Source organism: Actinomadura kijaniata NBRC 14229 (assembly GCF_001552175.1).
Taxonomy (GTDB): domain Bacteria; phylum Actinomycetota; class Actinomycetes; order Streptosporangiales; family Streptosporangiaceae; genus Spirillospora; species Spirillospora kijaniata.
This window is the reverse complement of the sequence record NZ_BCQR01000164.1, coordinates 1-26,973: the sequence shown is the minus strand read 5'-3', so window position 1 is coordinate 26,973 and position 26,973 is coordinate 1. Positions and strand designations below refer to the sequence as shown.

General features: G+C 71.4%; 22 protein-coding genes, 1 tRNA gene and 1 pseudogene. 7 read left to right on the top strand and 17 right to left on the bottom strand.

Annotated elements, in window-relative coordinates:
• Positions 1 to 400: 400 nt before the first annotated feature.
• On the bottom strand, positions 401 to 3,097 hold the full coding sequence (gene polA / locus AKI01S_RS38620; protein WP_067829777.1) for a DNA polymerase I: 2,697 nt from the start codon (positions 3,095 to 3,097) through the stop codon (positions 401 to 403).
• A 102-nt stretch (positions 3,098 to 3,199) separates the two neighbouring features.
• Between polA and AKI01S_RS38615 the strand changes: the two genes are divergently transcribed.
• Positions 3,200 to 3,556 (top strand): PaaI family thioesterase, encoded by a 357-nt coding sequence (locus tag AKI01S_RS38615; protein WP_084000667.1) that lies wholly within the window; start codon positions 3,200 to 3,202, stop codon positions 3,554 to 3,556.
• 297 nt (positions 3,557 to 3,853) lie between these two features.
• On the top strand, positions 3,854 to 4,399 hold the full coding sequence (locus AKI01S_RS38610; RefSeq protein WP_067829771.1) for a DUF4352 domain-containing protein: 546 nt from the start codon (positions 3,854 to 3,856) through the stop codon (positions 4,397 to 4,399).
• A gap of 82 nt (positions 4,400 to 4,481) precedes the next feature.
• Here the strand turns inward: AKI01S_RS38610 and AKI01S_RS38605 are convergent, their stop codons facing one another.
• The 6 genes from AKI01S_RS38605 to AKI01S_RS38580 form a co-directional block, all read right to left on the bottom strand.
• Positions 4,482 to 5,330 (bottom strand): ABC transporter ATP-binding protein, encoded by an 849-nt coding sequence (locus AKI01S_RS38605; RefSeq protein ID WP_084000666.1) that lies wholly within the window; start codon positions 5,328 to 5,330, stop codon positions 4,482 to 4,484.
• Positions 5,320 to 6,060, bottom strand: coding sequence for an ABC transporter ATP-binding protein (locus AKI01S_RS38600; RefSeq protein ID WP_067829791.1), 741 nt, complete (start codon positions 6,058 to 6,060; stop codon positions 5,320 to 5,322). The genes AKI01S_RS38605 and AKI01S_RS38600 overlap by 11 nt, the downstream gene beginning before the upstream one ends.
• A gap of 44 nt (positions 6,061 to 6,104) precedes the next feature.
• The gene (locus AKI01S_RS38595; RefSeq protein WP_245681950.1) at positions 6,105 to 7,220 is read right to left on the bottom strand and encodes a branched-chain amino acid ABC transporter permease; all 1,116 of its coding nucleotides are present in this window, start codon (positions 7,218 to 7,220) and stop codon (positions 6,105 to 6,107) included.
• A gap of 44 nt (positions 7,221 to 7,264) precedes the next feature.
• Entirely contained in the window at positions 7,265 to 8,230 is a 966-nt protein-coding gene (locus AKI01S_RS38590; protein WP_067829764.1) for a branched-chain amino acid ABC transporter permease, read from the bottom strand.
• A gap of 116 nt (positions 8,231 to 8,346) precedes the next feature.
• Complete coding sequence (locus AKI01S_RS38585; RefSeq protein ID WP_067829761.1) at positions 8,347 to 9,513, bottom strand: branched-chain amino acid ABC transporter substrate-binding protein; 1,167 nt, start codon at positions 9,511 to 9,513, stop codon at positions 8,347 to 8,349.
• A 368-nt stretch (positions 9,514 to 9,881) separates the two neighbouring features.
• A complete protein-coding gene (locus AKI01S_RS38580; protein ID WP_067829758.1) occupies positions 9,882 to 10,532 on the bottom strand; it encodes an ANTAR domain-containing response regulator in 651 nt (216 codons plus the stop codon).
• A gap of 132 nt (positions 10,533 to 10,664) precedes the next feature.
• Between AKI01S_RS38580 and AKI01S_RS38575 the strand changes: the two genes are divergently transcribed.
• A tRNA-Leu gene (locus AKI01S_RS38575) sits at positions 10,665 to 10,738 on the top strand.
• 68 nt (positions 10,739 to 10,806) lie between these two features.
• Positions 10,807 to 11,583: a helix-turn-helix domain-containing protein gene (locus AKI01S_RS38570; protein ID WP_067829755.1), complete on the top strand. Its 777-nt coding sequence runs from the start codon at positions 10,807 to 10,809 to the stop codon at positions 11,581 to 11,583.
• A 9-nt stretch (positions 11,584 to 11,592) separates the two neighbouring features.
• Here the strand turns inward: AKI01S_RS38570 and AKI01S_RS51265 are convergent, their stop codons facing one another.
• The 3 genes from AKI01S_RS51265 to AKI01S_RS38560 all read right to left on the bottom strand — a co-directional run bounded on the left by AKI01S_RS51265 (position 11,593) and on the right by AKI01S_RS38560 (position 14,019).
• Positions 11,593 to 11,766 (bottom strand): hypothetical protein, encoded by a 174-nt coding sequence (locus tag AKI01S_RS51265; RefSeq protein WP_157420472.1) that lies wholly within the window; start codon positions 11,764 to 11,766, stop codon positions 11,593 to 11,595.
• Between the two features lie 166 nt (positions 11,767 to 11,932).
• Positions 11,933 to 13,369 carry a pyruvate kinase gene (gene pyk / locus AKI01S_RS38565; protein ID WP_067829753.1) on the bottom strand — a complete coding sequence of 479 codons (1,437 nt, stop codon included), beginning with the start codon at positions 13,367 to 13,369 and terminating at the stop codon, positions 11,933 to 11,935.
• A 95-nt stretch (positions 13,370 to 13,464) separates the two neighbouring features.
• Entirely contained in the window at positions 13,465 to 14,019 is a 555-nt protein-coding gene (locus tag AKI01S_RS38560; protein WP_157420471.1) for a type 1 glutamine amidotransferase domain-containing protein, read from the bottom strand.
• A 74-nt stretch (positions 14,020 to 14,093) separates the two neighbouring features.
• Between AKI01S_RS38560 and AKI01S_RS54435 the strand changes: the two genes are divergently transcribed.
• Positions 14,094 to 14,813: a DUF6597 domain-containing transcriptional factor gene (locus AKI01S_RS54435; RefSeq protein WP_067829785.1), complete on the top strand. Its 720-nt coding sequence runs from the start codon at positions 14,094 to 14,096 to the stop codon at positions 14,811 to 14,813.
• Here AKI01S_RS54435 and AKI01S_RS38550 read toward each other — a convergent pair.
• Together AKI01S_RS38550 and AKI01S_RS38545 are read right to left on the bottom strand one after the other, a co-directional pair.
• Positions 14,810 to 15,166, bottom strand: coding sequence for an MmcQ/YjbR family DNA-binding protein (locus tag AKI01S_RS38550; RefSeq protein ID WP_067829750.1), 357 nt, complete (start codon positions 15,164 to 15,166; stop codon positions 14,810 to 14,812). The genes AKI01S_RS54435 and AKI01S_RS38550 overlap by 4 nt on opposite strands.
• A complete protein-coding gene (locus AKI01S_RS38545; RefSeq protein ID WP_067829747.1) occupies positions 15,163 to 16,023 on the bottom strand; it encodes a hypothetical protein in 861 nt (286 codons plus the stop codon). Before AKI01S_RS38545 ends, AKI01S_RS38550 begins: the two co-directional genes overlap by 4 nt.
• Positions 16,024 to 16,198: 175 nt before the next feature.
• Here AKI01S_RS38545 and AKI01S_RS38540 point away from each other — a divergent pair, with 175 nt between their 5' ends.
• Together AKI01S_RS38540 and AKI01S_RS38535 are read left to right on the top strand one after the other, a co-directional pair.
• A complete protein-coding gene (locus AKI01S_RS38540; protein ID WP_067829743.1) occupies positions 16,199 to 17,629 on the top strand; it encodes a pyridoxal phosphate-dependent decarboxylase family protein in 1,431 nt (476 codons plus the stop codon).
• A 416-nt stretch (positions 17,630 to 18,045) separates the two neighbouring features.
• On the top strand, positions 18,046 to 18,663 hold the full coding sequence (locus AKI01S_RS38535; RefSeq protein ID WP_218009983.1) for a hypothetical protein: 618 nt from the start codon (positions 18,046 to 18,048) through the stop codon (positions 18,661 to 18,663).
• A gap of 51 nt (positions 18,664 to 18,714) precedes the next feature.
• On the opposite strand, the gene AKI01S_RS38530 is transcribed toward AKI01S_RS38535, so the two are convergent.
• The 5 genes and pseudogenes from AKI01S_RS38530 to AKI01S_RS52075 form a co-directional block, all read right to left on the bottom strand.
• The gene (locus tag AKI01S_RS38530; protein ID WP_157420469.1) at positions 18,715 to 19,071 is read right to left on the bottom strand and encodes a hypothetical protein; all 357 of its coding nucleotides are present in this window, start codon (positions 19,069 to 19,071) and stop codon (positions 18,715 to 18,717) included.
• Between the two features lie 87 nt (positions 19,072 to 19,158).
• Positions 19,159 to 19,746: a GNAT family N-acetyltransferase gene (locus tag AKI01S_RS38525; protein ID WP_067829736.1), complete on the bottom strand. Its 588-nt coding sequence runs from the start codon at positions 19,744 to 19,746 to the stop codon at positions 19,159 to 19,161.
• A gap of 80 nt (positions 19,747 to 19,826) precedes the next feature.
• On the bottom strand, positions 19,827 to 21,290 hold the full coding sequence (locus AKI01S_RS38520; RefSeq protein ID WP_067829732.1) for a glutamate synthase subunit beta: 1,464 nt from the start codon (positions 21,288 to 21,290) through the stop codon (positions 19,827 to 19,829).
• Between the two features lie 16 nt (positions 21,291 to 21,306).
• Positions 21,307 to 25,860 carry a glutamate synthase large subunit gene (gltB, locus tag AKI01S_RS38515; protein WP_067829728.1) on the bottom strand — a complete coding sequence of 1,518 codons (4,554 nt, stop codon included), beginning with the start codon at positions 25,858 to 25,860 and terminating at the stop codon, positions 21,307 to 21,309.
• A 313-nt stretch (positions 25,861 to 26,173) separates the two neighbouring features.
• Positions 26,174 to 26,973: pseudogene (locus AKI01S_RS52075) on the bottom strand (hypothetical protein); the annotation flags it as partial.

Here is a 26,973-nt window from a genome sequence, read left to right as displayed (position 1 = left end):
GGCGTCCCGCACGGCCCCGGCGTGGGCGGCCTCCCGGCTCCCGGGCTGGCGTTGCCGTTCGCCCGGCAGGGTCAGCCCGAGCGCCACGGCGCAGACGATGACGGCAGCAGCGATCTTGTGCAGAAGCGGCACGGTACCCCCGTCGGTCGGCGCGTTCACGGCCCGGGGACAGCGTACGCCGCCAAGGATCAAACGGTCATACAACTCGCTTTCCCGAAATGAAGGCTTTAAGGGCTGAGGGGGCGCGCAAAAGACCCCGCCCTGTCTCCTTGCCCGCAGAAGATCAAGACGGGGTCTTCCGATGGTGTTCGGGACCACCGGTGGGACGCCGGGGACCCCTGTGGGGCGGCGGGCCCCTGAAACGCCCGTGGAGGCCGCCGCGGGGTCGCCGCGGGTCCGTCTAGTGGGCGGCGTCCTGCCAGGTGCGTCCGGTGCCCATGGAGACCTCCAGCGGCGCCCGCAGGTGGTAGGCGCCGGACATCTCCCGGCGGACCAGGTCCTGGAGGGTCTCCAGCTCGCCCTCGGCGACCTCGAACACCAGCTCGTCGTGGACCTGGAGCAGCATCCGCGACCGCAGGCCCTCCTCGCGCAGGGCGCGGTCGACGTTGAGGCCGGCGACCTTGATGATGTCGGCGGCCGAGCCCTGGATGGGCGCGTTGAGGGCCATGCGCTCGGCCATCTCGCGGCGCTGCCGGTTGTCGGAGTTGAGGTCGGGCAGGTAGCGGCGGCGGCCCAAGATCGTCTCGGTGTAGCCGTCCTGGCGGGCCTTGGCGACCACGTCCTGCAGGTAGTCGCGGACGCCGCCGAACTGCTGGAAGTACTCCTCCATCAGCCCCCGCGCCTCGTCGGGCGCGATCGACAGCTGCTGCGACAGCCCGTAGGCCGACAGTCCGTAGGCCAGGCCGTAGTTCATGGCCTTGATGCGGGCGCGCAGCTCGGAGTCGATCTGCTCGGGCGGCAGCCCGAACACGTGGGAGGCGGTGATGGTGTGGAAGTCGGCGCCGGAGCCGAACGCCTCCAGCAGCGCCTCGTCGCCCGACAGGTGCGCCATGATCCGCAGCTCGATCTGGCTGTAGTCGGCGGTCAGCAGCGACGCGTACCCCTCCCCCACCACGAACGCCTCGCGGATCTGGCGGCCCTCGGCGGTGCGGATCGGGATGTTCTGCAGGTTGGGGTCGGTCGACGACAGCCGCCCGGTGGCGGCGACCATCTGGTTGAAGGTGGTGTGGATGCGCCCGGCGTCGTCGGCCATCGGGATGAGCGAGTCCACGATCGACTTGAGCTTGGCGACCTCGCGCCAGCGCAGGATGTGCTCCAGGACCGGGTGGCCCTCCTTGGCCAGCAGCCCGGTCAGCGCCTCGGAGTCGGTGGTGTAGCCGGTCTTGGTGCGCTTGGTCTTGGGCAGGTTCAGCTCCTCGAACAGCACCTGCTGGACCTGCTTGGGCGAGCCGAGGTTGAACTCGCGGCCGACCGCGGCGTGGGCGAGCTGCTCCTGCTCCTTGACCTGGCCGCCCAGGGACGCCGACAGGTTCGCCAGGTGGTCGGCGTCCACGGCGATCCCGGCGCGCTCCATGTCGGCCAGCACCCGCACCAGCGGCAGCTCCACCTCGTGCAGCAGCCGGGTCGCGCCGCGGCGCTCCAGGTCGGCGTCCAGGGCGTCGGCGAGCTCGGCGACGGCGCGGGCCCGCACCGCCAGGTCGCGGGCGGCCTCCTGCTCGCCGGTGCCGTCGAGGGTGAGCTGCCCGGAGTCGTCCTGCTCCTCGCGCAGCTCGCGGTGCAGGTAGCGCAGCGCCAGGTCGCCCAGGTCGAACGTGCGCTGCCCGGGCAGCGCCAGGTAGGCGGCCAGCGCGGTGTCGCTGGTGACCCCGGCCAGGGTCAGGCCGCGCGCGGCCAGCGCCAGCATGGGGCCCTTGGCGTCGTGGACGGCCTTGGGCCGGTCGGGGTCGGCCAGCCAGGCCGCCAGCGCCTTCTCGTCGTCGGCGATCAGCTCGGCGGGGTCGAACGACACCGCCGGGCCCCGCTTGGACGCCAGCGCCATCGCGGTGATCTCACCGGTGCCGCGGCCCCAGGTGCCGGTGACGGCGACGCCGGTGCGCGCCGCGGCGGGGGCGTTGGCCTCCAGCCAGGCGCCCAGCGCGCCGGGCTCCAGCGACTCGACCGCGACGTCGAAGCCCTCCTCGGCCTCGGGCTCGGCCGCCGACACCGACGCGTACAGGCGTTCGCGCAGCACCCGGAACTGCAGCGAGTCGAACAGGGTGTGGATCTCCTCGCGGTCCCAGGCGCCCATGGCCAGCTGCGGCGGGGTCAGCTCCAGGCCGACCTCGCAGTCCAGCTTGTTGATCTGCTGGTTGCGCAGCACCTCGCCCAGGTGGGCGCGCAGGCTGTCGCCCGCCTTGCCCTTGATCTCGTCGACGTGCGCGACCAGCTCGTCGAGGCTGCCGTACTTGACCAGCCACTTGGCGGCGGTCTTGGGGCCGACGCCGGGGACGCCGGGCAGGTTGTCGCTGCTCTCCCCCACCAGCGCCGCCAGCTCCCGGTACCGCTCGGGCGGCACCCCGTACTTCTCCTCCACCGCCGCCGGGTCCATCCGCGCCAGCTCCGACACGCCGCGCTTGGGGTACAGCACGGTGACGTGGTCGTCGACGAGCTGGAAGGCGTCCCGGTCCCCGGTCAGGATCAGCGTCTCCATCCCGGCCCGCGACGCCTGGGTCGCCAGCGTCGCGATGATGTCGTCGGCCTCGAACCCGGCCACCGACAGCCGCGGGATCTGCAACGCGTCCAGCACCTCGTGGATCAGGGAGACCTGGCTGCGGAACTCGTCGGGCGTCTTGGCGCGCCCGGCCTTGTACTCCACGTACTGCTCGTGCCGGAACGTCGGCTCGGACCGGTCGAACGCCACCGCGATGTGCGTGGGCTGCTCGTCGCGCATCACGTTGATGAGCATCGAGGTGAAGCCGTACACGGCGTTGGTGGGCTGCCCGTCGGTGGTGGAGAAGTTCTCCACCGGCAGCGCGAAGAACGCCCGGTAGGCCAGGGAGTGCCCGTCCAGCAGCAGGAGCCGGTCGTGCTTGTCAGGGGTCGGTGCTGTCGTCGCCACACCGGAACTCTAGTCTGCGCCTACGACAGTTCGAAGGAGGCTGACTTGACCGACCAGCAGCTCGCCGGGGCCATCGACCCGCTCGGCGATCTCGCCAAGGCGATGGGGATCGAGTATCTGGAGGCCTCGGCCGAGCGCGTGGTCGGCCGGATGCCGGTGAAGGGCAACACCCAGCCCTACGGTCTGCTGCACGGAGGCGCCTCCTGCGTGCTGGCCGAGTCCCTGGGGTCGGTCGGGGCGGCGCTGCACGCCGGGCCGGACCGCATCGCGGTCGGCGTCGAGATCAACGCCACCCACCACCGGGCGGCGTCCGACGGCCACGTCACGGGGGTGGCGACGCGCCTGCACGGCGGCGGTTCCCTGGCGACCTACGAGATCGTCATCACCGACGAGCAGGGCCGCCGCGTCTGCACCGCCCGCCTGACCTGCATGCTGCGCGACCGCCCCCCGGCGTCCTGATCCGGGGCTGATCCGGGGCTGACCCGGGGCTGGTCCGGGCCCCGCCCGGCCCCCTCGTCCGGCCCCCTCCGGAGTAGTCCCTTCTGATCAGGTGCGCCGCGACCTTTGCGACGGACCACCGGTGATCTGTACCGTGGATCAGAACGGCCCGGGAGCGCCGAGTAGACAACGTACGTGTCCGGGGAAGGCCCGTACGGCCCCAAAGGCGCTCCCGGGCCGTCCCACGCCCGCCACCCGCACCCGCCCCGCGCGCGAAGGGATCTTCCGTCGCGCGGCCGGGGGCCGTACGGTGCGGTCATGCGTGCTCGCCCGGCGTCGGCCGCCCTCCCCGCCCTTCTCGTCGCGGTCCTCGCCGCCGGCGCGCTGCCGGGATGCTCGCGCGACGAACCCCCGCCCGCCTACGCGCTGCCGTCGGAGAAGGTCCGCGAGGGCGAACGCGTCCTGCACGGGCGCGCCGGGCGCAGCGCCGACCTGCAGGTGACGGTCCTGGCGTTCAGCGACCCGCTGACCTCGCTGTTCGGCAGCCACGCGGAGATGAGGCCGAAGGGCCGCTACGTCCGCGTGCGGATCATGGCCGTCAACACCGGCCGCGACATCCAGGTCTTCGACACCTGGAAGCAGCTGCTGGTCACCGCCGACGGGCGGACCCTCGTCCCCGACGTCAACGCGACCATGGTCAAGCGGCAGCCCGAACGGCTGTCGGTGGGCGCGGCCATGCGCGCCGAGTTCGACCTGTACTACGACGTGCCGCAGGGCGTCGGGGCCCGCGCGCTACGGGTGGTGGGGTCCCCCACCGTCGGCGCCGTGTCCCAGCCCGACCCCGCCGACATCCCCCTCACCTGAACACGCCGGTGAACGCGCCGAGTCCCGGCGCCCCGCGTGGAACACGGGGCGCCGGGACTCGTCAGTACCGCGACGAACGGCGTCAGCCGTCGCTCTTGCGCACCGAAGGACCGTCCGGGGCGTCACCGGGGGTGTCGCCCGAGGGACCGTCGGAGGCGGTGTCGGAGGCGGTGTCCGAGGCGCTCTCGGCCCGAGTCCCGGACACGCCGTCCGCGCCGTCTCCGCCCAGCTCGCCGCCCAGGTAGGCCGCGCGGACCTCCGGGTCGTCCAGCAGCTCCGACGCCTGCGCCGACTTCACGACCCGGCCGGTCTCCAGAACGTACGCGCGGTGCGCGATCTGCAGCGCCTGCTGCGCGTTCTGCTCGACCAGCAGCACCGTGGTGCCGCGCCGGTTGATCTCCTGGATGATCGTGAAGATCTGCTGCACCAGCATCGGCGCCAGACCCATCGACGGCTCGTCCAGCAGCAGCACCTTCGGCTTGGACATCAGCGCCCGGCCGATCGCCAGCATCTGCTGCTCGCCGCCGGACATGGTGCCCGCCGCCTGCGTCTTGCGCTCGGCCAGCCGCGGGAACAGCTCGTAGGCCTCGTTCAGCTCCTTGGAGACGTCCCCCTTGCGGGTGTAGGCGCCCATCAGGAGGTTCTCCTCCACCGTCATGCCGGGGAAGCATCCCCGGCCCTCCGGTGACTGGCCGATCCCGGCGACCACGCGCTTGTGGCCCGGCATCTTGGAGATGTCGTTGCCCTCGAACACGATCGACCCCGACGACAGCGGGCGCAGCCCCGAGATCGTCTTGAGCGTCGTGGTCTTCCCGGCGCCGTTGGCGCCGATCAGCGTCACGATCTCGCCCTGGTCGACCGTCGCGGTGATGCCCTTGAGCGCCGCGATCTTTCCGTAGTGGACGTGGATGTCCTTGATCTCAAGAAGCATCGGCCGGAGCCCCCAGATACGCCTCGATGACCCGCGGGTCGTTCTGAATCTCGGCCGGCAGACCCTCGGCGATCTTCTGGCCGAAGTCCAGCACCGCGATCCGGTCACTGATCCCCATGATCAGGCTCATGTCGTGCTCGATGAGCAGCACGGTCACGCCCCGGTCCCGGATCGCCCGGATCAGCTCCTGCAACGCGATCTTCTCCGCCGGGTTCATGCCCGCGGCGGGCTCGTCGAGCAGCAGCAGCCTGGGGTTCGTGGCCAGGGCCCGCGCGATCTCCAGCCGGCGCTGGTCACCGTAGGGCAGGTTCTTGGCCACCTCCCCGATGCGGTGCCCGATCCCCACCAGCTCCAGCAGCTCGCGGGCCTTCTCCCGGCCCTCGCGCTCCTCGCGCCGGTGCCACGGCAGTCCCAGCCACGCGCCCATGAACCCGGTCCGGTGGTGGGCGTCGGCCCCCACCATCACGTTCTCCAGGGCGGTCATGTTGTGGAACAGCCGCACGTTCTGGAACGTGCGCGCCACGCCCAGCTTGGTGATCTGGAAGCGCTTCTTGCCGTTGATGCGCTGCCCGTTGAAGACCACCTGGCCCTCGGTCGGCCGGTACACGCCGGTGGTCACGTTGAACACCGTCGTCTTGCCCGCGCCGTTCGGACCGATCAGAGCGAAGATCTCGCCCTTGCGGATCTCCAGGTTCAGCTTGTTGATGGCGGTCACACCGCCGAAGCGCATGACCACGTCCCGCAGTTCCAGGACGTTCGTCGGCTGAGAGTCGCTCACTTGCCCACCTCCGCGGAGTGACCCGCGGTACCCGGACCGGCCGTGCCGGGACCGGCCACCTCTGCCCCCATACTGCCCATACCGCCGGTGCCCTCGGCGAGTTCGGCCTTGCGTTGCCGCGACGGCCACAACCCCTCCGGACGGAAGATCATCATGACCATCAGCGCCAGACCGAAGATCAGCATGCGGTAGTCCGCCAGCTCGCGGAACCGCTCGGGAAGCCACGCGATGATGAACGCGCCGAGGACCACGCCCGGGATGTTGCCCGAACCGCCCAGCACCACCGCCGCCAGGATCAGCGCCGACACCAGGAACGTGAAGTTCTCCGGGTTGATCGACGTCTGCTTGGCCGCGAACACCACGCCGCCGCTGCCGCCGATCGCCGCGCCCAGCGCGAACGCCGCCAGCTTGAAGCGGAACGTCGGCACGCCCATCAGCTCGGCCGCGTCCTCGTCCTCGCGGATCGACGCCCAGGCCCGGCCGACCCGGCTGCGCTCCATCCGCTTCGTGAAGATGATCGTCAGGATGATGAGGAACAGCAGCAGGTAGTAGTACGGCCGCGAGTCCAGCAGCCCGTACTTCAGCGGCTGCACCCCGAAGATCTCGAACTCGCTCAGCGACGGCGGGTGCGGGATGCCCTGGATGCCGCGCGGGCCGTTGACGTACTGGGTGTTGTTGACCGTCTTCTTGACGATCTCACCGAAGCCCAGCGTCACGATCGCCAGGTAGTCGCCGCGCAGCCGCAGCGTCGGGGCGCCCAGCAGGATCCCGGCCAGCGCCGAGAACACGATCGCCAGGATCAGCGTCTCCCAGAAGTGCCACCCGAACTTGGTGGCGAAGATGCCGATCGTGTAACCGCCCACCGCGTAGAACGCCACATAGCCCAGGTCCAGCAGACCCGCCATGCCGACCACGATATTCAGGCCCAGACCCAGCAGGATGTAGATCCCGATCTGGTCGCTGAGCATCGTCGCCCAGTCACCGCCGCCGCCCGCCATGAACGCGCCGATGCTCTCGCTCGGCAGCAGCAGCGCACCGACCACCAGCAGCCCGTAGACCGCCCAGCGCGCACCGCCCGGAGCCGTCGCCCACCAGTCGCGAAGCGGGTCCATCGAGAGACCGCGTCCGCCGTTTCCCTTGGAAGTCTTCGTGAGGTTCATGCGCGCGCCTGCTGGAGGGACTCACCGAGAATGCCGGTGGGACGGAACATCAGGACCAGGATCAGGACGGAGAACGCGACCACGTCCTTCCATCCCGAACCGAAAATGCTCGCCCCGTAGGCCTCGAACAGCCCGAGGGCGAAACCGCCGACCAGGGCCCCGCGGATGTTGCCGATACCGCCGAGGACCGCCGCCGTGAACGCCTTGATACCGAGCAGGAAGCCCGTGAAGTACCACGCCTGCTCGAACCGCACGATGTACAGCGCGGCCGCGACACCGGCCATGATGCCGCCGACCAGGAACGTCGCGGTCACCACCCGGTCGATGTTCACGCCCATCAGCACCGCGGTCTCCGGGTCCTGCGCGGTCGAACGGATACCGCGGCCCAGCTTCGTGCGGTTCACGAACTGGTCCAGCGCGATCATCATCAGGATCGCGCCCAGGAAAATGATCAGCTTGTCGTTGCTGACCTGGATCGGCCCCAGATCGATCACGTTGCTGCGCTCGACGAAGTGCGAGTTCACCGGCAGCTTGCCGGCCTCCTTGGAGGTGTCGAACAGCAGCGGCACCCCGATCGTGGCGAACAGCTGCTGAATGAAGATCGAAGCACCGATCGCAGAGATCAGCGCCGCCAGCCGCGACGCCCCCCGCTTCCGCAGCGGACGGTACGCCGTCGCCTCCAGCAACACCGCGCTGCCGCCCGACACCAGGCCGGACACCAGCGCCAGCAGCACCACGACGCCGATCAGGCCGAGACCGCCGACCTCCGAGACGCCCAGGGCCTGGATCGTGAAGACCGACGCGAACGTGCCCACCATGAAGATCTCGGCATGGGCGAAGTTGATCAGTCGCAGCACGCCGTAGACCATCGTGTAGCCCAGCGCGACGAGCGCGTAGATCGCTCCCAGCGACAGGCCGTCGATAGTGTTCGGCCAAAATTGATTAACGAAGTTGTCGAGCACCTTTGGTCGCCTCTGTGAAAAGGAGCGGGAGCGCTCGTAGCGCTCCCGCTCCCGCGCCAACAGGGTCCCCGCTAAGGGGTCGGATGATTCAGTTCGGGAACGAGCCCGAAGCCCACTCAGGCCGGCTTGGCCTCGGTGCTCTTGCCGAGCAGCGGGATCGTGTTGTCCTTGACCTGGTAGACGTAGATGTCCTGGGAGGCCAGCTCGCCCTTGTCGTCGAACTTGATCCGCTTGCCGACACCCTCGAAGTCCACGGTCTTGAGGAACGCGTTGATGTCCTCCGACTTGGTCTTGCCGGCCTTGATCGCCTCGATGAGCGCCGTCGCCGCGTCGTAGCCCTCGCTGGAGTAGATCGCCACCGGCGAGCCGAACTTCGCCTTGTAGTCCTCGGCGAACTTCTTGCTCTTCGCGCTGACCTTACCCTCGGCGTCGATCACGCAACCGCACGACAGCAGCGCACCCTGCGCGTTCTTCTGACCCGCGCCCTCGACCAGACCGGCCGCCAGCGAACCGTCGCCCGACATCATCTTGCCGGTGTAGCCCGCCTCACGGAGCTGCTTGAACAGCTTGCCCGCGACCGAGTAGTACCCACCGAAGTACACGATCTCCGGGTTGAACTGCTTGATCTTGTTGACCGTCGACGAGTAGTCGCTCGCCTTGTCGTCCACCGCGTCGGTCTGCACCTGCGCGCCCTTGGGCTTGACGACGTTCGCGATGCTGTCGGCCAGGCCCTTGCCGTAGTCCTGGTTGTCGTGGACCGTGAAGACCTTCTTCGCCTTCACCTGGTCGGCGATGAAGCCGCCCGCGCCCGTGCCCTGCACGGCGTCGTCGGCCACCGCGCGGTGCCAGTACTTCCAGCTCTTCTCCGCCAGCGTGACGTTGGTCGCCGACGGCGTGATGCTCGGGATCTTCGCCTCGTCCAGGATCGGACCGACCGACTGCGACTCACCCGAGAACGCCGGACCGATCAGCGCGGTGATCTTGTCGTTCTTCACCGCACCCTGGATCAGCGTGGTCGCCTGCTCCGGCTTGCCCTGGCTGTCGTACTTCTTCAGCGTGATCTTGGTCTTGGGGTTGGTCGCGTTGTACTGCTCGACCGCCAGCTGCGCACCCTGGTACGGCGGGATCACCAGACCGGAGTTCTCACCGGTCAGGTCACCCATGAACCCGATCGTGATGCCGCCGTCACCGCCGCCGCCCTTACCGTCGTCGCCGCCACTGCAAGCACCAGCACCGAGCGCCAGGACCGCGCTCATGGCCACCGCGCCGGTGACCCTCAACATGTTGCGCCGCAAGGTGCCCAACCTTTCCATCCGGATCCGGGAGGGGATCGGGTACGAGACAGGCCCCGGCGAAGCCGAAACTCTGGGGGGAGATTTCGGTCACCCGGGGATCAGGTATGTCGTACACCGAGCGGCCACCCCAGAACAGGACCCCCGGATAGAAGGGTTATTCGTTCGTTACTGCTCTGTGGCCATCCGACGCACGGATTGGCCAGCGCGAATCACACTCGGTGACCACCACATAGCACGCTCCGTCACCAGACGAGCCACCCCGACAGGACAGACAACGGCAAAGCCGCATTCATCCGAAGGTCAAGCCACGGTCAAGCGGCTCCCGCTCCCCCGGAACCACCCCGCACAGGCCCCCGTCAGCCCGCCACCGGCCCATCCACCCCCGACACACCACCCCTGGCCTCCCCGGACTCCCCGGACCCCCCAGCCTCCCCGCCACCCTTGGCACCCTCACCCGACGCCCCCGCCAACACGGCCTCCGCGACCGCCCGCATCGTCAAACGACGATCCATCGACGTCTTCTGAATCCACCGGAACGACTCCGGCTCCGTCCACCCGTTCGCCGCCTGCAAGATCCCCTTGGCGCGATCCACCAGCTTCCGCGTCTCCAGCCGCTCATGCAGCCCCGCGACCTCGGCCTCCAACGCCCGCATCTCGGTGTAACGGCTCACCGCCACCTCGATCACCGGCGCCAGATCCGACTTCGTGAACGGCTTCACCAGATACGCCATCGCCCCGGCCTCGGTCGCCCGCTGCACCAACTCCCGCTGCGAGAACGCCGTCAACATCACCACCGGCGCGATCCGATCCGCCGAGATCCGCTCAGCCGCCGAGATACCATCCAGCACCGGCATCTTCACGTCCAGGATCACCAGATCCGGCTTCAGCTCGGCCGTCAGCCGCACGGCCGTCTCGCCGTCCCCCGCCTCACCGACGACCTCATAGCCGTCCTCCTGCAGCATCTCCTTGAGATCCAGCCGGATCAGGGCCTCATCTTCCGCGATCACAACTCGCCGAGCGCTCTCCGTCACGCGCGCAAGACTACCGGGAGGCGTTAGGCTGGCTCCCGGCAGGTCGGCCGGTGACATCGAAACCACATCGAGGCAACGGCGACCACGGTGTACGATTCATCCCGTTAAGCCCCGATACTCCAACCGGCAGAGAGGGCGGCCTCAAAAGTCGCAAAGTGTGGGTTCGAATCCCACTCGGGGCACAAACGGACAAAAACCGCCTCCCGCTACAGGGGGCGGTTTTGTCGTAGCCCCGTGTCACGCTTCGCGCATGTACGACACCTCAACGCGACAGCGCGCGCTCGCCCTGCTGGGGCAGGGTCTCACCGTCAGCGAAGTGAGCCGGCGGACCGGCGTTTCCCGCCACGCCATTCGTGAATGGCAATTAAGGACCGAGCAGGGCCGTGATCTCTACGTCGCGGGTTCACGCGAATGCCCTCGCTGTTCACCTGTCCCCCGCCCGCCGGAGCCCGCCCCGGATTACTCCTATCTGCTGGGGCTCTATCTCGGCGACGGATGCATCAGCCCCGTCAGCGCCCCCGAGAAGAAAGTGTGGGCGCTCCGGATCGCCTGTGCGAACGCCTGGCCCGGCCTGATCGACGAGTGCGTCGGCGCGGTGCGGGCCGTGCGCCCCGACAACAGGGTGCGGACCATCCAGCGTCCCGGGTGCGTGGAGGTCAACAGCCATTCCAAGCACTGGCCGTGCCTGTTCCCCCAGCACGGTCCCGGGCGCAAGCACGAACGGCGGATCGAGCTGGCGGCGTGGCAGCGTGAGATCGTCCACGCCGATCCCCGGCCGTTCGTGCGCGGTCTCCTCCACTCGGACGGCTGCCGCCCGACCAACCGGGTGCGGCGCCCGTCCGGGGACGGCTGGTACGAGTACCCCCGGTACCTCTTCACCAACGTGTCCGCCGACATTCGCGGTCTCTACACCGAGGCGCTCGACCTTCTCGGGGTCTCCTGGAAGCGGAACAAACCCATCGAGATCTCCGTGGCGCGGAGGGAGGCGGTGGCGCGGTTGGACGGGTTCGTGGGGCCGAAGCACTGAGCGGGCTTCTCAGGCCGGGTAGCGGGTGGCCTCTTCCAGGGGGGTGATGCCGCCTTCGGCGATGGCCTGGGGGGCCGGGGGCACCTCGTGGCCGGCTTCCAGGTCCTCCAGGGGGGTGCGTGGGGGCAGGGAGCGCCAGCGGGACGGGGTGGCCTCGTCGTCCGGGTGCGGTTCGGGGTTCATGTGATCAGGTTGCGGGACGGGTGGCCGCCGTGTCCAGGGGCGGCCCGTCTCCGTGTGGAGACGGGCCGGGGACGGGACGAGGACGGGCCGGGGCCCGGACGCGTGGTGGGGCGTCGGGGTTGCTCGGTCCGTCAGGGTGAACCCGGATCGATACGCGATGGTGATTTCAGTGGTCGGTCGGGTGGGTGATGGCGTCGCCGATGCGGTGGACGCGCAGGGCGTTGGTGGAGCCGGGGGTGCCGGGCGGGGAGCCGGCGACGATGACGACGCGGTCGCCCTTCTGGCAGCGGCCGGATTCGAGGAGGCCCTGTTCGACCTGGTGGACCATCTCGTCGGTGTGGTTGGCGAAGGGGACGATGAAGGTCTCGACTCCCCAGACGTGGGCGAGGCGGCCGCGGACGGCGGGCACGGAGGTGAAGGCCAGCAGCGGGATCGGGGAGCGGTAGCGGGACAGGCGGCGGGCGGTCTCGCCGGACATGGTGAAGGCGACCAGGGCCTGGGCTCCGACAATGGCGCCGACCTCGGCGGCGGCGCGGGCGATGGCGCCGCCGACGGTCTCGGGCATGCGGTTGAGGTTGTGGGTGGCTTCGAGGGCGGCGGCCTCGGCGGCCTCGACGATGCGGCTCATCGTCTGGACGGACTGGATGGGGTACTGGCCGACGCTGGTCTCGCCGGAGAGCATGACGGCGTCGGCGCCTTCGAAGACGGCGTTGGCGACGTCGGAGGCCTCGGCGCGGGTGGGGCGCGGGGCGGAGATCATCGATTCCAGCATCTGGGTGGCGACGATGACGGGGCGGGCCTTCTCGCGGCAGAGTTCGATGGCGCGTTTCTGGACGATGGGGACCTGTTCGAGGGGGAGTTCGACGCCGAGGTCGCCGCGGGCGACCATGATGCCGTCGAAGGCGGCGACGATCTCGGGGAGGTTGTCGACGGCCTGGGGCTTTTCGATCTTGCCGATGAGGGGGACGCGGACGCCCTCCTCGTCCATGATCTGGTAGCAGATCTCGGCGTCGGCGGGGGTGCGGACGAAGGAGAGGGCGACCATGTCGACGCCGAGGCGGAGGGCCCAGCGGAGGTCGGCCTCATCCTTGTCGGTGAGGGCGGGGACGCTGACGGGGACGCCGGGCAGGTTGAGGCCCTTGTTGTCGGAGACCATGCCGCCGACGGTGACGCGGGTGGTGACGCGGGGGCCGTCGACGGAGGTGACCTCCAGGGCGACGCGGCCGTCGTCGATGAGGACGGTGTCGCCGGCGCGGACGTCGCCGGGGAGGCCCTGGTAGGTGGTGGAGACCTGGCGGCGGGTGCCGGGGACGTCCTCGGTGGTGATGGTGAACTCGTCGCCGAGGGTGAGGCGGACGGGCCCGTCGGGGAAGCGTCCGATGCGGATCTTGGGGCCCTGCAGGTCGGCGAGGATGCCGACGCCGCGGCCGGTGGCCTCGGCGGCGGCGCGGAGCCGGTGGTAGACGGCCTCGTGGGTGGGGTAGTCGCCGTGGCTCATGTTGAGGCGGGCGACGTTGATGCCGGCGTCCACGAGGGCGCGGATCTGCTCGGGGCTGGAGCAGGCGGGGCCGATGGTGCTGACGATCTTTGCTCGACGGGTCACGGGTACAACGCTACTTAGTTACCTGCCAGTACGGATATTCGTGCAGGTGACGGTCGCCGAAGATTCACCCGGTGGTCTGGACCACCGGGTGGTTCTCAGCGGGCGAACTCCTGCACGAGGGTCTGGCAGAAGGCCTTCAGGTCGTCGGGTTTGCGGCTGGTGACCAGGCGGTTGGAGCCGTGGTCGCAGACCTTGACCTCCTGGTCGACCCAGGTGGCGCCGGCGTTGCGCAGGTCGGTGCGCAGGCTGGGCCAGGAGGTGAGTTCGCGGCCGCGGACGACGTCGGCCTCGATGAGGGTCCAGGGGGCGTGGCAGATGGCGGCGACGGGCTTGCCGGCGTCGAAGAAGGCCTTGACGAAGGCGACGGCGCCGTCGTCGGTGCGCAGGAAGTCGGGGTTGGCGACGCCGCCGGGCAGGACGAGGGCGTCGAACTCGGTGTGGCCGGAGACGTCGACGGTGGTGTCGACCTGGAAGGTGTCGCCCTTGTCGAGGTGGTTGAACGCCTGGGCGCGGCCGGACTGGGTGGAGACCAGTCGGGGGTGGCCGCCGGCGTCCTTGACGGCCTTCCAGGGTTCGGTGAGTTCGACCTGTTCGGCGCCTTCGGGGGCGATGAGGAAGGCGATGGTCTTGCCCTGGAGTTCGTGGGACACGGTTTCCTCCCGTCGGGGGGTCGTCGTTGACGGGGGGATCCCTGCCCGGGGAGGCGGGTGGTATGCAGGGTGTTGTGAATCCCACGGGTTATCGGGAGACCGCCGCGGACGCGACGCAGGTCACGGCGGGGGTGGCGTGTGTGTGGGAGTCGGCGTTGCCGGCGGGGGCGGAGCCGTTCACGCAGCGGGTGGTGCCGGACGGGTGCGTGGACGTGGTCTGGTGGGCGGCGCGGGGGCTGGTGCAGGTGGCGGGGCCGGACACCGGGCCGGTTCCGGCGACGATCGGGCCGGGTGACCGGTTGGTGGGGGTGCGGTTCCGGCCGGGGGCGGCGGTTCCGGTGCTGGGGGTGCCGGCCGACGCGGTGCGGGACGGGCGGGTGCCGTTGCGGGAGTTGTGGGGGGACGGCGCGGAGCGGTTGGCGGAGGCGCTGGCGGGTGCGGCCGATCCGGGGGCGGTGCTGGCGGGCGCGGTGGTGGCGCGGGCGGCGGCGGGGGGTCCGGCGGATCCGCTGGCCCCGGCGCTGGCGCGGGGGCTGGCGGGCGGGGCGTCGGTGCGGGAGGTCGCGGCCGGGCTGGGGTTGAGTGAGCGGCAGGCGCGGCGGCGGGTGGTCGCGGCGTTCGGGTACGGGCCGAAGACGGTGCAGCGGGTGCTGCGGTTCCAGCGGGCGTTGCGGCTGGCGCGGGCGGGGCGGCCGCTGGCGGAGGTGGCGCAGGTGGCCGGGTACGCCGACCAGGCGCACATGGCGAACGAGGTGCGGGGGTTGGGCGGCGTACCGATCCGGGGGCTGCTCTAGCGGGCCGACGGGGGGCGGCGGGTTCTGGGGATGGTCTGGATGACGGTCTCGTGGGAGGCGTCAATAAGGGTGAGGATCTCCTCGTCGTCGAGGTCGCCCTCCAGCAGGACGGTCACCCAGTGGCGTTTGTTGAGGTGGTAGCCCGGCAGGACGGTGCCGGGGTACTGGGCCTTGAGGGCCTCGACCTCGTCGGGGGGCAGCTTGAGGCTGACGCGGGGCGGGTCGGCGTCCTCGGCGAGCAGCGCGAAGATCTTTCCGCCGGTCTTGTAGACGGCGGGCTGGGGGCCGAAGGGGAAGTCCTCGGTCCCGTCGGGCAGGGACAGGCAGTGCTGGGCGACGGTCTCGGGTTTCATTCCTGGAGTCTGCCGTAGGCGCGGAGGGTGCGGAGCCGTTCGATGGTGAGGAGGCCGCGCCATTCGGGCTGGACGGCGGGGGTCCATGCGGGCCAGGGGAAGGTCCAGCCGCCGTCGTCGTGCTGTTCGGCGGCCAGGGCGTCGAGGTCGGCGTCGATGGTGGCGTCGTCGAACAGGCGGCGGCCGAGGCCGTCGGGGGTGGGGGCGAGGTCGAGGGGGCGGTGGTGGTCGCCGGGGCCGTCGGGGGCGCGGAAGGCGTCGGCGTTGCGGTCCAGGGCGGCGGTGGCGCGGTCGCGGTCGGGGACGTGGTCGAGGAACGTCAGGGCGGCGAGGACGTCGTAGGGGTCGTGGCGGCGGTCGCGTTCCAGGTGGGTCCAGCAGTAGTCGGTGGCGGGGGCCAGCCAGGGGTGGGTGGAGCCGGCGCGGTGCAGCATGCCGGCGAGGGTGGCGGTGGGGTTGAGGGCGGAGGGCGGGTCGTCGCCGGTGGCCCACCAGGGGGCGTGCGGGTCGTCGGGGGCGGTGGGCAGGACGAACGGCACTCCCCCGTCGGGCCGGGTGATGGTGGTGAGGAAGTCGGCGACGCGGGTGACGGCGGGGTCGTCGTCGGCTCCGGCCTCGTGCAGGACGTCCAGGGCGTGCTGGGCGGCGACGGGCTGGGCGTCGGGGCCGCGCAGGTCGGGTTCCAGGGCGTGGCCGTAGCCGCCGTCGGGGTTGGCGTAGGGGCGCAGGGCCGCCAGGACGGGTCCGGGTGGGCCGCCGCGGAAGTGGAGCGCGAAGCGGTGGCGGTCGAGGACGCGGGCGTTGAGCCACACGAAGCGTTCGGCGCGGGCCAGGTCCGCGCGCGACAGGGACGTCATGCGGGTCACGTTAGGGCGCCGGGCCGGTCGCGGTCTTGGAGGAATCGGACGCCCGGTCACCCCAGCGGTGGGTGACCGGGCGCGGCGAAAAGGTAGTGGCCGTGGTGGTCCCACACAAGGTCCGGAACCGGCCGTTCCATGATCTTTGCTGTGTATTGGCTGTTCAATGGGATGCATGAGTGATCCTTTGACCGAACATGACCAGGCGTTGGCGGCGCTGCGGACGGTGGCGGAGGCCGCCGGTCCCTATCTGGAGGAGCTGCCCAAGCGGCTGGTCCACGACCGGTCGCGCGACGGCTTGCTGGCGGAGCTGGACGGGCCGCTGCCGGAGCGGGGCGAGGGGACGCTGGCGAGCGTGGAGCGGCTGCTGCGGGTGGGGACGGAGGCGGCGACGCACTCGTCGGGGCCGCGGTTCTTTCACTTCGTGGTGGGCGGGGCGACGCCCGCGGCGATGGCCGGGGACTGGGTGACGTCGCTGCTGGACCAGGGGGCGGGGCTGTGGGCGACCTCGCCGCTGGCGGCGCGGGCCGAGACGGTGGTGCTGCGGTGGCTGAAGGACCTGTTCGGGCTGCCGGAGTCGTTCGGCGGGGTGCTGACGCCCAGCGCGACGTTCGCGCACCTGACGGGGCTGGCGTGCGCGCGGGCGTGGTGGGCGGACCGGCACGGGGTGGACGTGGTCGCCGACGGGCTGGCGGGGCTGCCGCCGATGCCGGTGTTCAGCAGCGGGCTGGTGCACGTGAGCACGCGCAAGGCGCTGCAGGTCCTGGGGTGCGGGCGCGACACGCTGCGGGTGCTGGCCCGTGACGACGCGGGGCGGCTGGACCTGGCGGCGCTGGAGGAGGCCCTGGCGGCGCTGGAGGGGGCCCCGGCGGTGCTGGTGGGCAACCTCGGCGAGGTCAACACCGGCGACAGCGACCCGCTGGCGGAGATGGCGGACCTGGCCGAGCGGTACGGGGCGTGGCTGCACGTGGACGGCGCGTTCGGGCTGTTCGCGACGGTGTCGCCGCGCACGGCGCATCTGGCGCGCGGGGTGGAATGGGCCGACTCGGTGACCGCCGACGGTCACAAGTGGCTGAACGTGCCCTACGAGAGCGGCTTCTCGTTCGTGAAGGACCCGGCGTGGCTGGGGCGGGCGTTCGGGGCGTGGGACGCGCCGTACCTGCCCGAGCCCGACGAGGAGCGCATCAACTACAACATGCTCGGCCCCGAGTCGTCGCGGCGGGCGCGGGCCCTGCCGATCTGGGCGACGCTGCGCGCCTACGGCCGCTCCGGCTACCGGGAGATGGTCGAACGGCACCTGGATGTCTCGGCGCACCTGGGCGAGCTGGTCGAGCGGGCCCCCGACCTGGAGCTGCTGGCGCCGGTGCGGCTGTGCGTGGTGTGCTTCCGGTACCGACCGCCGGGGGTCCCCGAGGAGGAGCTGAACGCCCTGAACGCGCGGCTGGGCAAGGCGCTGCTGGCCGACGGCCGCGTGTTCGCGGGCACGAGCGTCCACCGGGGCATGACGGTGTTCCGCCCGGCGGCCCTGAACTGGCGCACCACGACCGCCGACGTGGAACTCCTGGTGGAGGTGCTACGGGAGCTGGGCGCACAGCTCATCGACTGAACACACCACCGGCGGAGCACGCCACCGATGGAACGCGTGACCGGCGGAACGCGTGACCGGCGGGGCTCGTCACCGTCGGGGCGCGTGACCAGCGGAGGGCGTGACCAGTGGGACATGTCACCGGTGGGACACGTGACCAGTGGGACACGTGACCAGTGGGACACGTGACCAGTGGGACACGTGACCAGTGGAGGGCGTGACCAGTGGAGGGCGTGACCGGCGGGACACGTCACCGGCGGGACACGTCGCTGGCGGGACACGTCGCTGGCGGGACACGTCGCTGGCGGGGTGCTTCATCGGATGGGTGTGTCGCGGGGGGTCGTGTCGGGTACACCGCGGCGATCACTCGCGCGTCCCCTCTGACGGCCCGGTCCGCCCGGGGCCGGGCCGCCATCCCAGATTGGACGTGTCACGACATGCTGCAGCGTCTGTTCGGCGGCGGCCGTCCCGAGGACGATCCCCGGTCCCTGTACCCCGGCAGTCCCGCGTTCTCCGGGGGCCTGCCCTACGACCCGTCGAGCCTTCCCGGCCTGGCGGCCCGCTGGTGGCGGTGGGCCTGCTCGGTCCCCGGGGACCGGCACCCCTGCCGGGACGCGACCGGGCGGCACGCCGGGGTGAACCAGCCCGAGGACGTGTTCTTCCTGGCGGGGACGTTCGGCGGGGAGGCGTCGCGGGCGTGCGCGGTGCCGGGCGGGGTGCCGCTGTTCTTCCCGGTGCTGAACGTGTTCGCCGAGGACGGCGGCAAGGGTGTTCCGCACTTTCGGCGGGTGCGGGTGGCGGCGCGGCTGAACGGTGTCGACCTGCCGGTCACGCCGGTGACCAACGACGTGCCGTACCGGCTGGTCGGGGTGCCCGGCAACCCGATGACGCCGGGCGCGGACGGGCGGGGCGTGCGGATCGTCGGCTCGGGCCACTGGTGCCGGATCGACCCGCTGGCGCCGGGCGGGTACGTGCTGGAGTTCGCCGGGGACACCGCGGGGTTCTCGGTGGCGGTCACCTACGACCTGACGGCCCTGCCGCCGGGCGGGGCGTGACCGCGCGGGGTGCGCCCGCCGCCGGGCGGGCGCACCCGTGCCCGGGTGGGGTCAGTGCGCGCGGACGCCCCGCGCGCAGCTGACGATCCTCAGTCCGGCGCGGCAGGCGTGCCGGGTCGCCTCGCAGCGGTTGCCGAACACCTGGACGTCGCCGTTGTCGAAGGTGCAGGTGACCGGGTCGTGGACGGTGGGGCAGGCGTCGGCGCAGCGTTCGGCGTGCACCGGGGCCGCGCCGACATGGCTGAGCTGGACGGCGGGCGGGGCCGGGGCGGGCTGCGGGGCGGGCGCGGCGGGGCCGACGGTGCCCAGCCATGCCAGGGCGAGCAGGGTGGGCGCGAGGACGCGGACGGTCCGGCGGGCGGGGCGGCGGGAGGGGTGGTGGGCGGGATGGCGGTCGGTGCGGCGCACGGCCATCACCTCCAGAGTCTCACTGTATGGAGTGTGATCACTCCAAAGAGTAGTTTCCCCTGGCGGTGGGGGCCATGTCCGGTACCGCTAGGTCCGGCTGTCGTGCGCGCCCGGCCAGGGGCCCGGCGGGCGGTGGCCGACCGTCTCGGGCCGTGTCCGCACGTCGTGGACCCGGAACCCGCGCGCCTGGTAGTTGCGCAGCGCGGCGGGACCGTCGGTGGAGCAGGTGTGCAGCCACACCCGCCGCGTGGGCTTGCGGTCGGGCCAGCGGTCGGCCAGGTCCCACGCGCGGGCGGCGCCGGTGTGCAGCAGGTGCCCGCCCAGCCCGCGGCCGGTGAAGGCGGGCAGCAGCCCGAAGTAGGAGATCTCGACCTGCGCCTCGGCCTGCGGGTCGAGCTCCACGTAGCCGGCGGGGGTGCCGCGCACGTACGCCACCCAGGTCTCCACGCCGGGCCGGTCCAGCCAGTTGCGCCACTGCTCGAACGACCACGGCAGCCGGTCGGTCCAGTGCCAGTCGCCGCCGACGGCGGTGTACAGGAACCGGCTCAGCTCGGGACTGGGCACCTCGGCCCGGACGATCTCCACCGCGATGTCGGGCTCCCGCGCCGGGCGCAGGTCGCCCGGGTCGGTCTGCTCCAGATACCAGGTGGTCACGTCGATACGCCTGGTCGGCACGTTTCCCCCCTTCGCGCGACAGCGCCGTGCCCCGGAACGTTCCGGGGCACGGCGGCTGATCCTGTCAGTTCGGGCGGCCGTCAGGCAATCGGCCGTGCGGTCGGGGGGATCGGGTACGGCAGCGTCGTCTGGCCGGTGAGGTACTTGTCGACGCCGTGCGCGGCGGCGCGGCCCTCGGCGATCGCCCACACGATCAGCGACTGGCCGCGGCCCATGTCGCCGGCCGCGAAGACCCGGTCCACGCTGGTGGCGTAGTCGGCGTCGCGGACGACGTTGCCGCGCTGGTCCAGCTCGACGCCGAGCTGCTCCAGCAGCCCCTCGCGCTGCGGGCCGAGGAAGCCCATGGCCAGGGTGACCAGCTGCGCGGGGATCTCGCGTTCGGTGCCCTCGACCGGCTTGAAGCCGGTCTCGGGGCCCTCCACCTGGACGACCTTGAGCGCGCGGACGTTGCCGTTCTCGTCGCCCAGGAACTCCACGGTGTTGATCGCGTAGAGGCGGTCGCCGCCCAGGTCGGCGAGCTCCTCGTGGGCGCTCTCCATCTTGAACAGCATCGGGTAGGTCGGCCACGGCTGGCTGCCCGGCCGGTCCTGCGGCGGCCGCGGCATGATCTCCAGCTGGGTGACCGACGCCGCGCCCTGCCGGATCGCGGTGCCGATGCAGTCGGCGCCGGTGTCGCCGCCGCCGATCACCACGACGTGCTTGCCCTCGGCGGAGATCGGCGGCTCGGCGTAGTCGCCCTCCTGCACCTTGTTGGCCAGCGGCAGGTACTCCATGGCCTGGTGGATCCCGCCCAGCTCGCGGCCGGGGATCGGCAGGTCGCGGCGGACGGTGGCGCCGCCGGCCAGCACCACCGCGTCGTGGCCTTCCAGCAGCTCCTGCGCGGTGATGTCGACGCCGACGTTGACGTTGACCTTGAAGTCGGTGCCCTCGGCGCGCATCTGGGCGATGCGGCGGTCCAGGTGCCGCTTCTCCATCTTGAACTCGGGGATGCCGTAGCGCAGCAGGCCGCCGACGCGGTCGTCGCGCTCGTACACCTTCACGTCGTGCCCGGCGCGGGTGAGCTGCTGGGCGGCGGCCAGGCCCGCCGGGCCCGATCCGATCACCGCGACCCGCTTGCCGGTGCGCACCGCCGGGGGCTGCGGGCGGACCCAGCCCTCGTCCCACGCCCGGTCGATGATCTCGGCCTCGACGCGCTTGATGGTGACCGGGTCGGAGTTGATGCCGAGCACGCACGCCGCCTCGCACGGGGCGGGGCACAGCTTCCCGGTGAACTCGGGGAAGTTGTTGGTGGCGTGCAGGCGCTCGATCGCCTCGTGCCAGTCGGTGCGGTAGACCAGGTCGTTCCACTCGGGGATCAGGTTGCCCAGCGGGCAGCCCTGGTGGCAGAACGGGATGCCGCAGTCCATGCAGCGGCTGGCCTGCTTCTCCAGCCGGTCCTTGCCGAAGTCCTCGTAGACCTCGCGCCAGGACCGGATCCGGACGTCGACCGGACGGCGCTCGGGGAGCTCCCGCTCAACGGTCAGAAAACCCTTCGGGTCAGCCATGTTCGGTGTCCCCCTCTCAGCCCTGCGCGGCGGCCATGATGGCCTCGTCGACGTCGCGGCCCTCGGCCCGGGCGGCGGCGGCCGCGTCGAGCACCCGCCGGTAGTCCCGCGGCATGATCTTGGTGAAGCGCGCCGTGGCGGCGTCCCAGTCGGACAGCAGCGCCGCGGCGACGGTGGAGCCGGTCTCGGCCCGGTGCCGTTCGACCAGCCCGCGGACGAGTTCGGCGTCCTCGGCGGCCAGCGGCTCCAGGTCCACCATCTCCCGGTTGACGCGCTCGGCGTTCAGGTCGAGCACGTAGGCGACGCCGCCCGACATGCCGGCGGCCAGGTTGCGGCCGGTCGGGCCGAGGATCAGCGCGCGGCCGCCGGTCATGTACTCCAGCGCGTGGTCGCCGACGCCCTCCACCACGGCCGTGGCGCCGGAGTTGCGGACGCAGAACCGCTCGCCCACCACGCCCCGGGCGAACAGCTCGCCCGAGGTGGCGCCGTACAGGATGACGTTGCCGCCGATGATCTGCGTCTCGGCCGCGAACGCCGCCTCCGCCGGGGGCCGCACCGTGATGCGGCCGCCGGACAGGCCCTTGCCGACGTAGTCGTTGGCGTCGCCGACCAGCCGCAGCGTCACCCCGCGCGGCACGAACGCGCCGAAGGAGTTGCCCGCCGAGCCGGTGAAGGTCACGTCGATGGTGTCGTCGGGCAGGCCCTGCCCGCCCCACCGCTTGGTGACCTCGTGGCCCAGCATCGTGCCGACGGTGCGGTTGACGTTGCGGATCGGCAGTTCCAGCCGTACCTTCCCGCCGCCGGCCAGGGCGCCCTCGGCGAGCTGGATCAGGGTGTTGTCCAGCGCCTTCTCCAGGCCGTGGTCCTGGCCGGTGACGCGGCGCAGCGCCGCGCCCGCGGGCAGTTCGGGCCGGTGCAGGATCGGCGACAGGTCCAGGCCCGCGGCCTTCCAGTGGTCGACCGCCTCGCGGGTGTCGAGCACCTCCACGTGCCCGATCGCCTCGTCCAGCGAGCGGAAGCCCAGGGCCGCCAGGTACTCGCGGACCTCCTGCGCGACGAACTCGAAGAAGTTGACGACGAACTCGGGCTTGCCGTTGAACCGCTTGCGCAGCTCGGGGTTCTGGGTGGCGACGCCGACCGGGCAGGTGTCCAGGTGGCACACCCGCATCATCACGCAGCCCGACACCACCAGCGGGGCGGTGGCGAAGCCGTACTCCTCGGCGCCCAGCAGCGCCGCGATGACCACGTCGCGGCCGGTCTTCATCTGCCCGTCGGTCTGCACGACGATCCGGTCGCGCAGGCCGTTGAGCAGCAGCGTCTGCTGGGTCTCGGCCAGGCCGATCTCCCACGGCGCGCCCGCGTGCTTCAGCGACGTCAGCGGCGAGGCGCCGGTGCCGCCGTCGTGCCCGGAGATCAGCACCACGTCGGCGTGGGCCTTGGACACGCCCGCCGCGACCGTCCCGACGCCGACCTCCGACACCAGCTTCACGTGGACGCGGGCGGCGGGGTTGGCGTTCTTCAGGTCGTGGATGAGCTGCGCCAGGTCCTCGATCGAGTAGATGTCGTGGTGCGGCGGCGGCGAGATCAGGCCCACGCCCGGCGTGGAGTGCCGGGTCTTGGCCACCCACGGGTACACCTTGTGGCCGGGCAGCTGGCCGCCCTCGCCGGGCTTGGCGCCCTGCGCCATCTTGATCTGGATGTCGTCGGCGTTGGTGAGGTACTGCGAGGTCACGCCGAACCGGCCCGAGGCCACCTGCTTGATCGCGCTGCGGCGCAGGTCGCCGTTGGGGTCGGGGGTGAACCGCTCGGGGTCCTCGCCGCCCTCGCCGGTGTTGGACTTGCCGCCCAGCCGGTTCATCGCGATGGCGAGGGTCTCGTGCGCCTCGGCGGAGATGGAGCCGTAGGACATCGCGCCGGTGGAGAACCGCTTGACGATCTCCGAGACTGGCTCGACCTCCTCGACCGGCACCGGCGGCCGCTCGCCCTCCTTCAGCCGGAACAGCCCGCGCAGCGTCATCAGCTTCTCGGACTGCTCGTCGACCTTGGCGGTGTACTCCTTGAAGATCTCGTAGCGGCGGGTGCGGGTGGCGTGCTGGAGCTTGAACACCGTCTCGGGGTTGAACAGGTGCACCTCGCCCTCGCGCCGCCACTGGTACTCGCCGCCGACCTCCAGGGTGCGGTGCGCGGGCTCGTTCAGCGCCGGGTAGGCGCGGCGGTGCCGCTCGGCGACCTCGCGGGCCAGCACGTCGAAGCCGACGCCGCCCAGGCGGGAGGTGGTGCCGGTGAAGCAGCGGTCCACGACCGGCGCGCCCAGGCCGATCGCCTCGAAGATCTGCGCGCCGGTGTAGGAGGCGACCGTCGACACGCCCATCTTGGACATGATCTTCAGGACGCCCTTGCCGTACGCCTTGATCAAGTTGCGGACGGCCCTGGCCTGGTCCACGCCGGTCAGCACGCCGGTCTTGACCAGGTCCTCGACCGTCTCGACCGCCAGGTACGGGTTGACCGCCGACGCGCCGTACCCGATGAGCAGCGCCATGTGGTGGCACTCGCGGGCCTCGGCGGTCTCGACGACCAGGCCCACCTGGGTGCGGGTCTTCTCCCGGATCAGGTGGTGGTGCACCGCGCCGGTCAGCAGCAGCGACGGGATCGGGGCCCGCGCCGAGTCCGAGCCGCGGTCCGACAGCACGATGACGCGCGCGCCGGCGGCGATGGCGCGGGAGACCTCCGAGCAGATCTCCTCCAGGCGGTGCTCCAGCGCCTCGCCGCCGCCGTGGACGTCGTAGAGGCCGTGGACCACGTGCGCCTGCAGGTGCGGCAGGGAGCCCTCGTCGTTGATGTGGATGATCTTGGACAGTTCGTCGTTGTCCAGGATCGGGGTCGGCAGCACCAGCCGCCGGCAGGAGTCGGGGCCCGGCTCCAGCAGGTTGCCCTCGGGGCCGAGGGTCGACTGCAGGCTGGTCACCAGCTCCTCGCGGATCGCGTCCAGCGGCGGGTTGGTGACCTGCGCGAACAGCTGCTTGAAGTAGTCGAACAGCAGCCGCGGGCGCTCCGACAGCACCGCGATCGGGGTGTCGGTGCCCATCGACCCGATCGGCTCGGCGCCGGTCCTCGCCATGGGCGTGAGGATGACGCGCTGCTCCTCCAGGGTGTAACCGAACGTCTGCTGGCGCTTGACCAGCGTCTCGTGCGTGGGCACCTCGCGCTCGCGCTGCGGCAGCTCCTCGAACCGCACCAGACCCTCGTGCAACCACTGCCCGTAGGGGTGCTCGGCCGCCAGCTCCGCCTTGACCTCGTCGTCCTCGATGATCCGCCCGGCCGCGGTGTCGACCAGGAAGATCTTGCCGGGCTGCAGGCGGCCCTTGCGGACCACCTTGTCCTGCGGGATGTCCAGCACGCCGGACTCGCTGGCCAGCACGACGAAGCCCTCGTCGGTGACCCAGTAGCGGCCCGGGCGCAGGCCGTTGCGGTCCAGCACCGCGCCGACGACGGTGCCGTCGGTGAAGGTCACCGAGGCGGGGCCGTCCCACGCCTCCATCAGCGTGGAGTGGAACTCGTAGAAGGCCCGGCGCGCCGGGTCCATCTCGGTGTGGTTCTCCCACGCCTCGGGGATCATCATCAGCACCGCGTGCGGCAGCGACCGGCCGCCCAGGTGCAGCAGCTCCAGGCACTCGTCGAACGAGGCGGTGTCGCTGGCCTCGATGTCGATCACCGGGAAGATCCGGGAGATGTCGCCGGGGAGCAGGTCCGACTTCAGCAGCGCCTCGCGGGCCCGCATCCAGTTCCGGTTGCCCCGGACGGTGTTGATCTCACCGTTGTGGGCGATGAACCGGTAGGGGTGCGCCAGCTCCCACGCCGGGAAGGTGTTGGTGGAGAACCGCGAGTGCACCAGCGCGATCGCCGAGGTGAACCGGCGGTCCGACAGGTCCGGGAAGAACGGCTCCAGCTGCGGGGTCGTCAGCATCCCCTTGTAGACGATGGTGCGGCTGGACAGGCTCGGGAAGTACACCGCGACGTCCTGCTCGGCGCGCTCGCGCATGCAGAACACCACGCGGTCCAGCTCCAGGCCCGTCCTGCCCGCGTGCGGGCCGTGCGCCGCCGGGGCGACGAACAGCTGCCGGAAGTACGGCATCGCCTTGCGGGCGGCCGGGCCGGCGAAGTTCGGGTCGGTCGGCAGCTCCCGCCAGCCGAGGACCGTCAGGCCCTCCTCCACGCACAGGGTCTCGATGTGCGCGACGGCGTTCGCGCGTTCCTCGGCGTCGGTCGGCAGGAACGCCACGCCCGCCGCGTAGCCGCCCGCCTCGGGCAGCTCGAAGTCGCAGACCTCGCGGAAGAAGGCGTCGGGGATCTGGACCAGGATGCCCACGCCGTCGCCGTCGTCGGGCTCGGCGCCCACCGCGCCGCGGTGGTCCAGGTTCCGCAGGACGGTCAGGGCGTTGCCAACGATGTCATGGCTCTTGCGTCCGTGCAGGTCCGCCACCATGCCAACGCCGCACGCGTCGTGCTCGTTGGCCGGGTCGTACAGCCCCTGGTTCTGGGGCAGGCCCGGCTTGAGGGCAGCAGCAGCCATCAACCCTCCCGTCGTCGTCGTGTCACTGCTCGTTACGTCAGTGCAGGCTCGGGACGACGTTGGCCCTGCTGCGGTGTGAAGACATTACATCACTGCCGGGATCATGCCCGACTGGACCCGATCGCGAAACTTCTTTGGCCGCGAAACCAGGTCGGCACTCCCCCCAGTGGTTTAGACCAGGATAGCGGCCGCATATTGCCACAAATCGCCCGAACTTCGGTGATCAACGTCACCGGGGGCTGCGGGTTTACCGGGCCGGAACACGCGCGGGAGCACGTCAGACGGGGGGCGGAAGGCCCCCGCGGGGCGGGGTTCAGCCCGCGTGGGCGGCCCGGGCGAGCACGCCCCGGGCCTTGCCGCCCTCGATCAGCAGGGTCAGCAGCGTCTCGTCGCCCGCGTCGCCCCGGCCGTCCAGGCGCTGCGCCCACGCGACCACGGCGTAGTGGCCGACGGCCAGGCCGCGCGCCATGCCGAACCCCTGGCCGAAGCGGTCCAGCGGGGCCGCGGCCGGCAGCGGCCGCACGAAACCGCCGCCGCGCACCCGTCCGAGGGTCTCCACGGTCCGGTCGGCGTCGGCCGACGAGGCCAGGTTCAGGACGGTGACCGACAGGGCGTAGCCCTTGCCGGTGTCGGCGAACAGCGCGCGCACCGCCTGGTTGCAGCCGCCGCGCGCCAGCTCGCGCGCCACCGACCCGCCCCAGACGGCGGCGGCGCAGTCGGCGTCGACGCGCTTGTCGCGCAGTCTCAGCCTCGCCCCGTCCGGCGCCTCGACGGTGGTCGCCGACGCGGGGAACATCTGCTCCAGCGTCAACGGCCGCGGGTCGCGGGAACGCTCCGCGATGGCCGCGTAGGCGGCGTTGGTCGGCGAGTGCGAGTAGGACGCCGGGGACGGCCCGGTCGCGGCGGCGTTCCCCGGCCGCGGGGCGGCGGCGGGGCCCTTCGGCCTCTCCTCGCCGCCGGTGAGGACGACGGCGGTCAGCGCCCCCGCGACGGCGACGCCCAGCACGCCCGCGGCGGCGAAGTACAGGCGCGGGCCGGGGCCGCGGCGGGCACGGGACCGTTCCCGGGGAACGTCCCGCCCGGGCGGCCGCGGAGCCGCGGGCCGCGCCACCG

What these genes read in the sequence shown, in the direction of transcription:
- AKI01S_RS38615 (WP_084000667.1), top strand. Translation starts at nt 3,200, where the DNA reads ATGGGGATCGAGTATCTGGAGGCCTCGGCCGAGCGCGTGGTCGGCCGG.
- AKI01S_RS38610 (WP_067829771.1), top strand. Translation starts at nt 3,854, where the DNA reads ATGCGTGCTCGCCCGGCGTCGGCCGCCCTCCCCGCCCTTCTCGTCGCG.
- AKI01S_RS38605 (WP_084000666.1), bottom strand. Translation starts at nt 5,330, where the DNA reads ATGCTTCTTGAGATCAAGGACATCCACGTCCACTACGGAAAGATCGCG.
- AKI01S_RS38600 (WP_067829791.1), bottom strand. Translation starts at nt 6,060, where the DNA reads ATGCGCTTCGGCGGTGTGACCGCCATCAACAAGCTGAACCTGGAGATC.
- AKI01S_RS38595 (WP_245681950.1), bottom strand. Translation starts at nt 7,220, where the DNA reads ATGGACCCGCTTCGCGACTGGTGGGCGACGGCTCCGGGCGGTGCGCGC.
- AKI01S_RS38585 (WP_067829761.1), bottom strand. Translation starts at nt 9,513, where the DNA reads ATGTTGAGGGTCACCGGCGCGGTGGCCATGAGCGCGGTCCTGGCGCTC.
- AKI01S_RS38570 (WP_067829755.1), top strand. Translation starts at nt 10,807, where the DNA reads ATGTACGACACCTCAACGCGACAGCGCGCGCTCGCCCTGCTGGGGCAG.
- AKI01S_RS51265 (WP_157420472.1), bottom strand. Translation starts at nt 11,766, where the DNA reads ATGAACCCCGAACCGCACCCGGACGACGAGGCCACCCCGTCCCGCTGG.
- AKI01S_RS38550 (WP_067829750.1), bottom strand. Translation starts at nt 15,166, where the DNA reads ATGAAACCCGAGACCGTCGCCCAGCACTGCCTGTCCCTGCCCGACGGG.
- AKI01S_RS38545 (WP_067829747.1), bottom strand. Translation starts at nt 16,023, where the DNA reads ATGACGTCCCTGTCGCGCGCGGACCTGGCCCGCGCCGAACGCTTCGTG.
- AKI01S_RS38540 (WP_067829743.1), top strand. Translation starts at nt 16,199, where the DNA reads ATGAGTGATCCTTTGACCGAACATGACCAGGCGTTGGCGGCGCTGCGG.
- AKI01S_RS38535 (WP_218009983.1), top strand. Translation starts at nt 18,046, where the DNA reads ATGCTGCAGCGTCTGTTCGGCGGCGGCCGTCCCGAGGACGATCCCCGG.
- AKI01S_RS38520 (WP_067829732.1), bottom strand. Translation starts at nt 21,290, where the DNA reads ATGGCTGACCCGAAGGGTTTTCTGACCGTTGAGCGGGAGCTCCCCGAG.
- gltB (WP_067829728.1), bottom strand. Translation starts at nt 25,860, where the DNA reads ATGGCTGCTGCTGCCCTCAAGCCGGGCCTGCCCCAGAACCAGGGGCTG.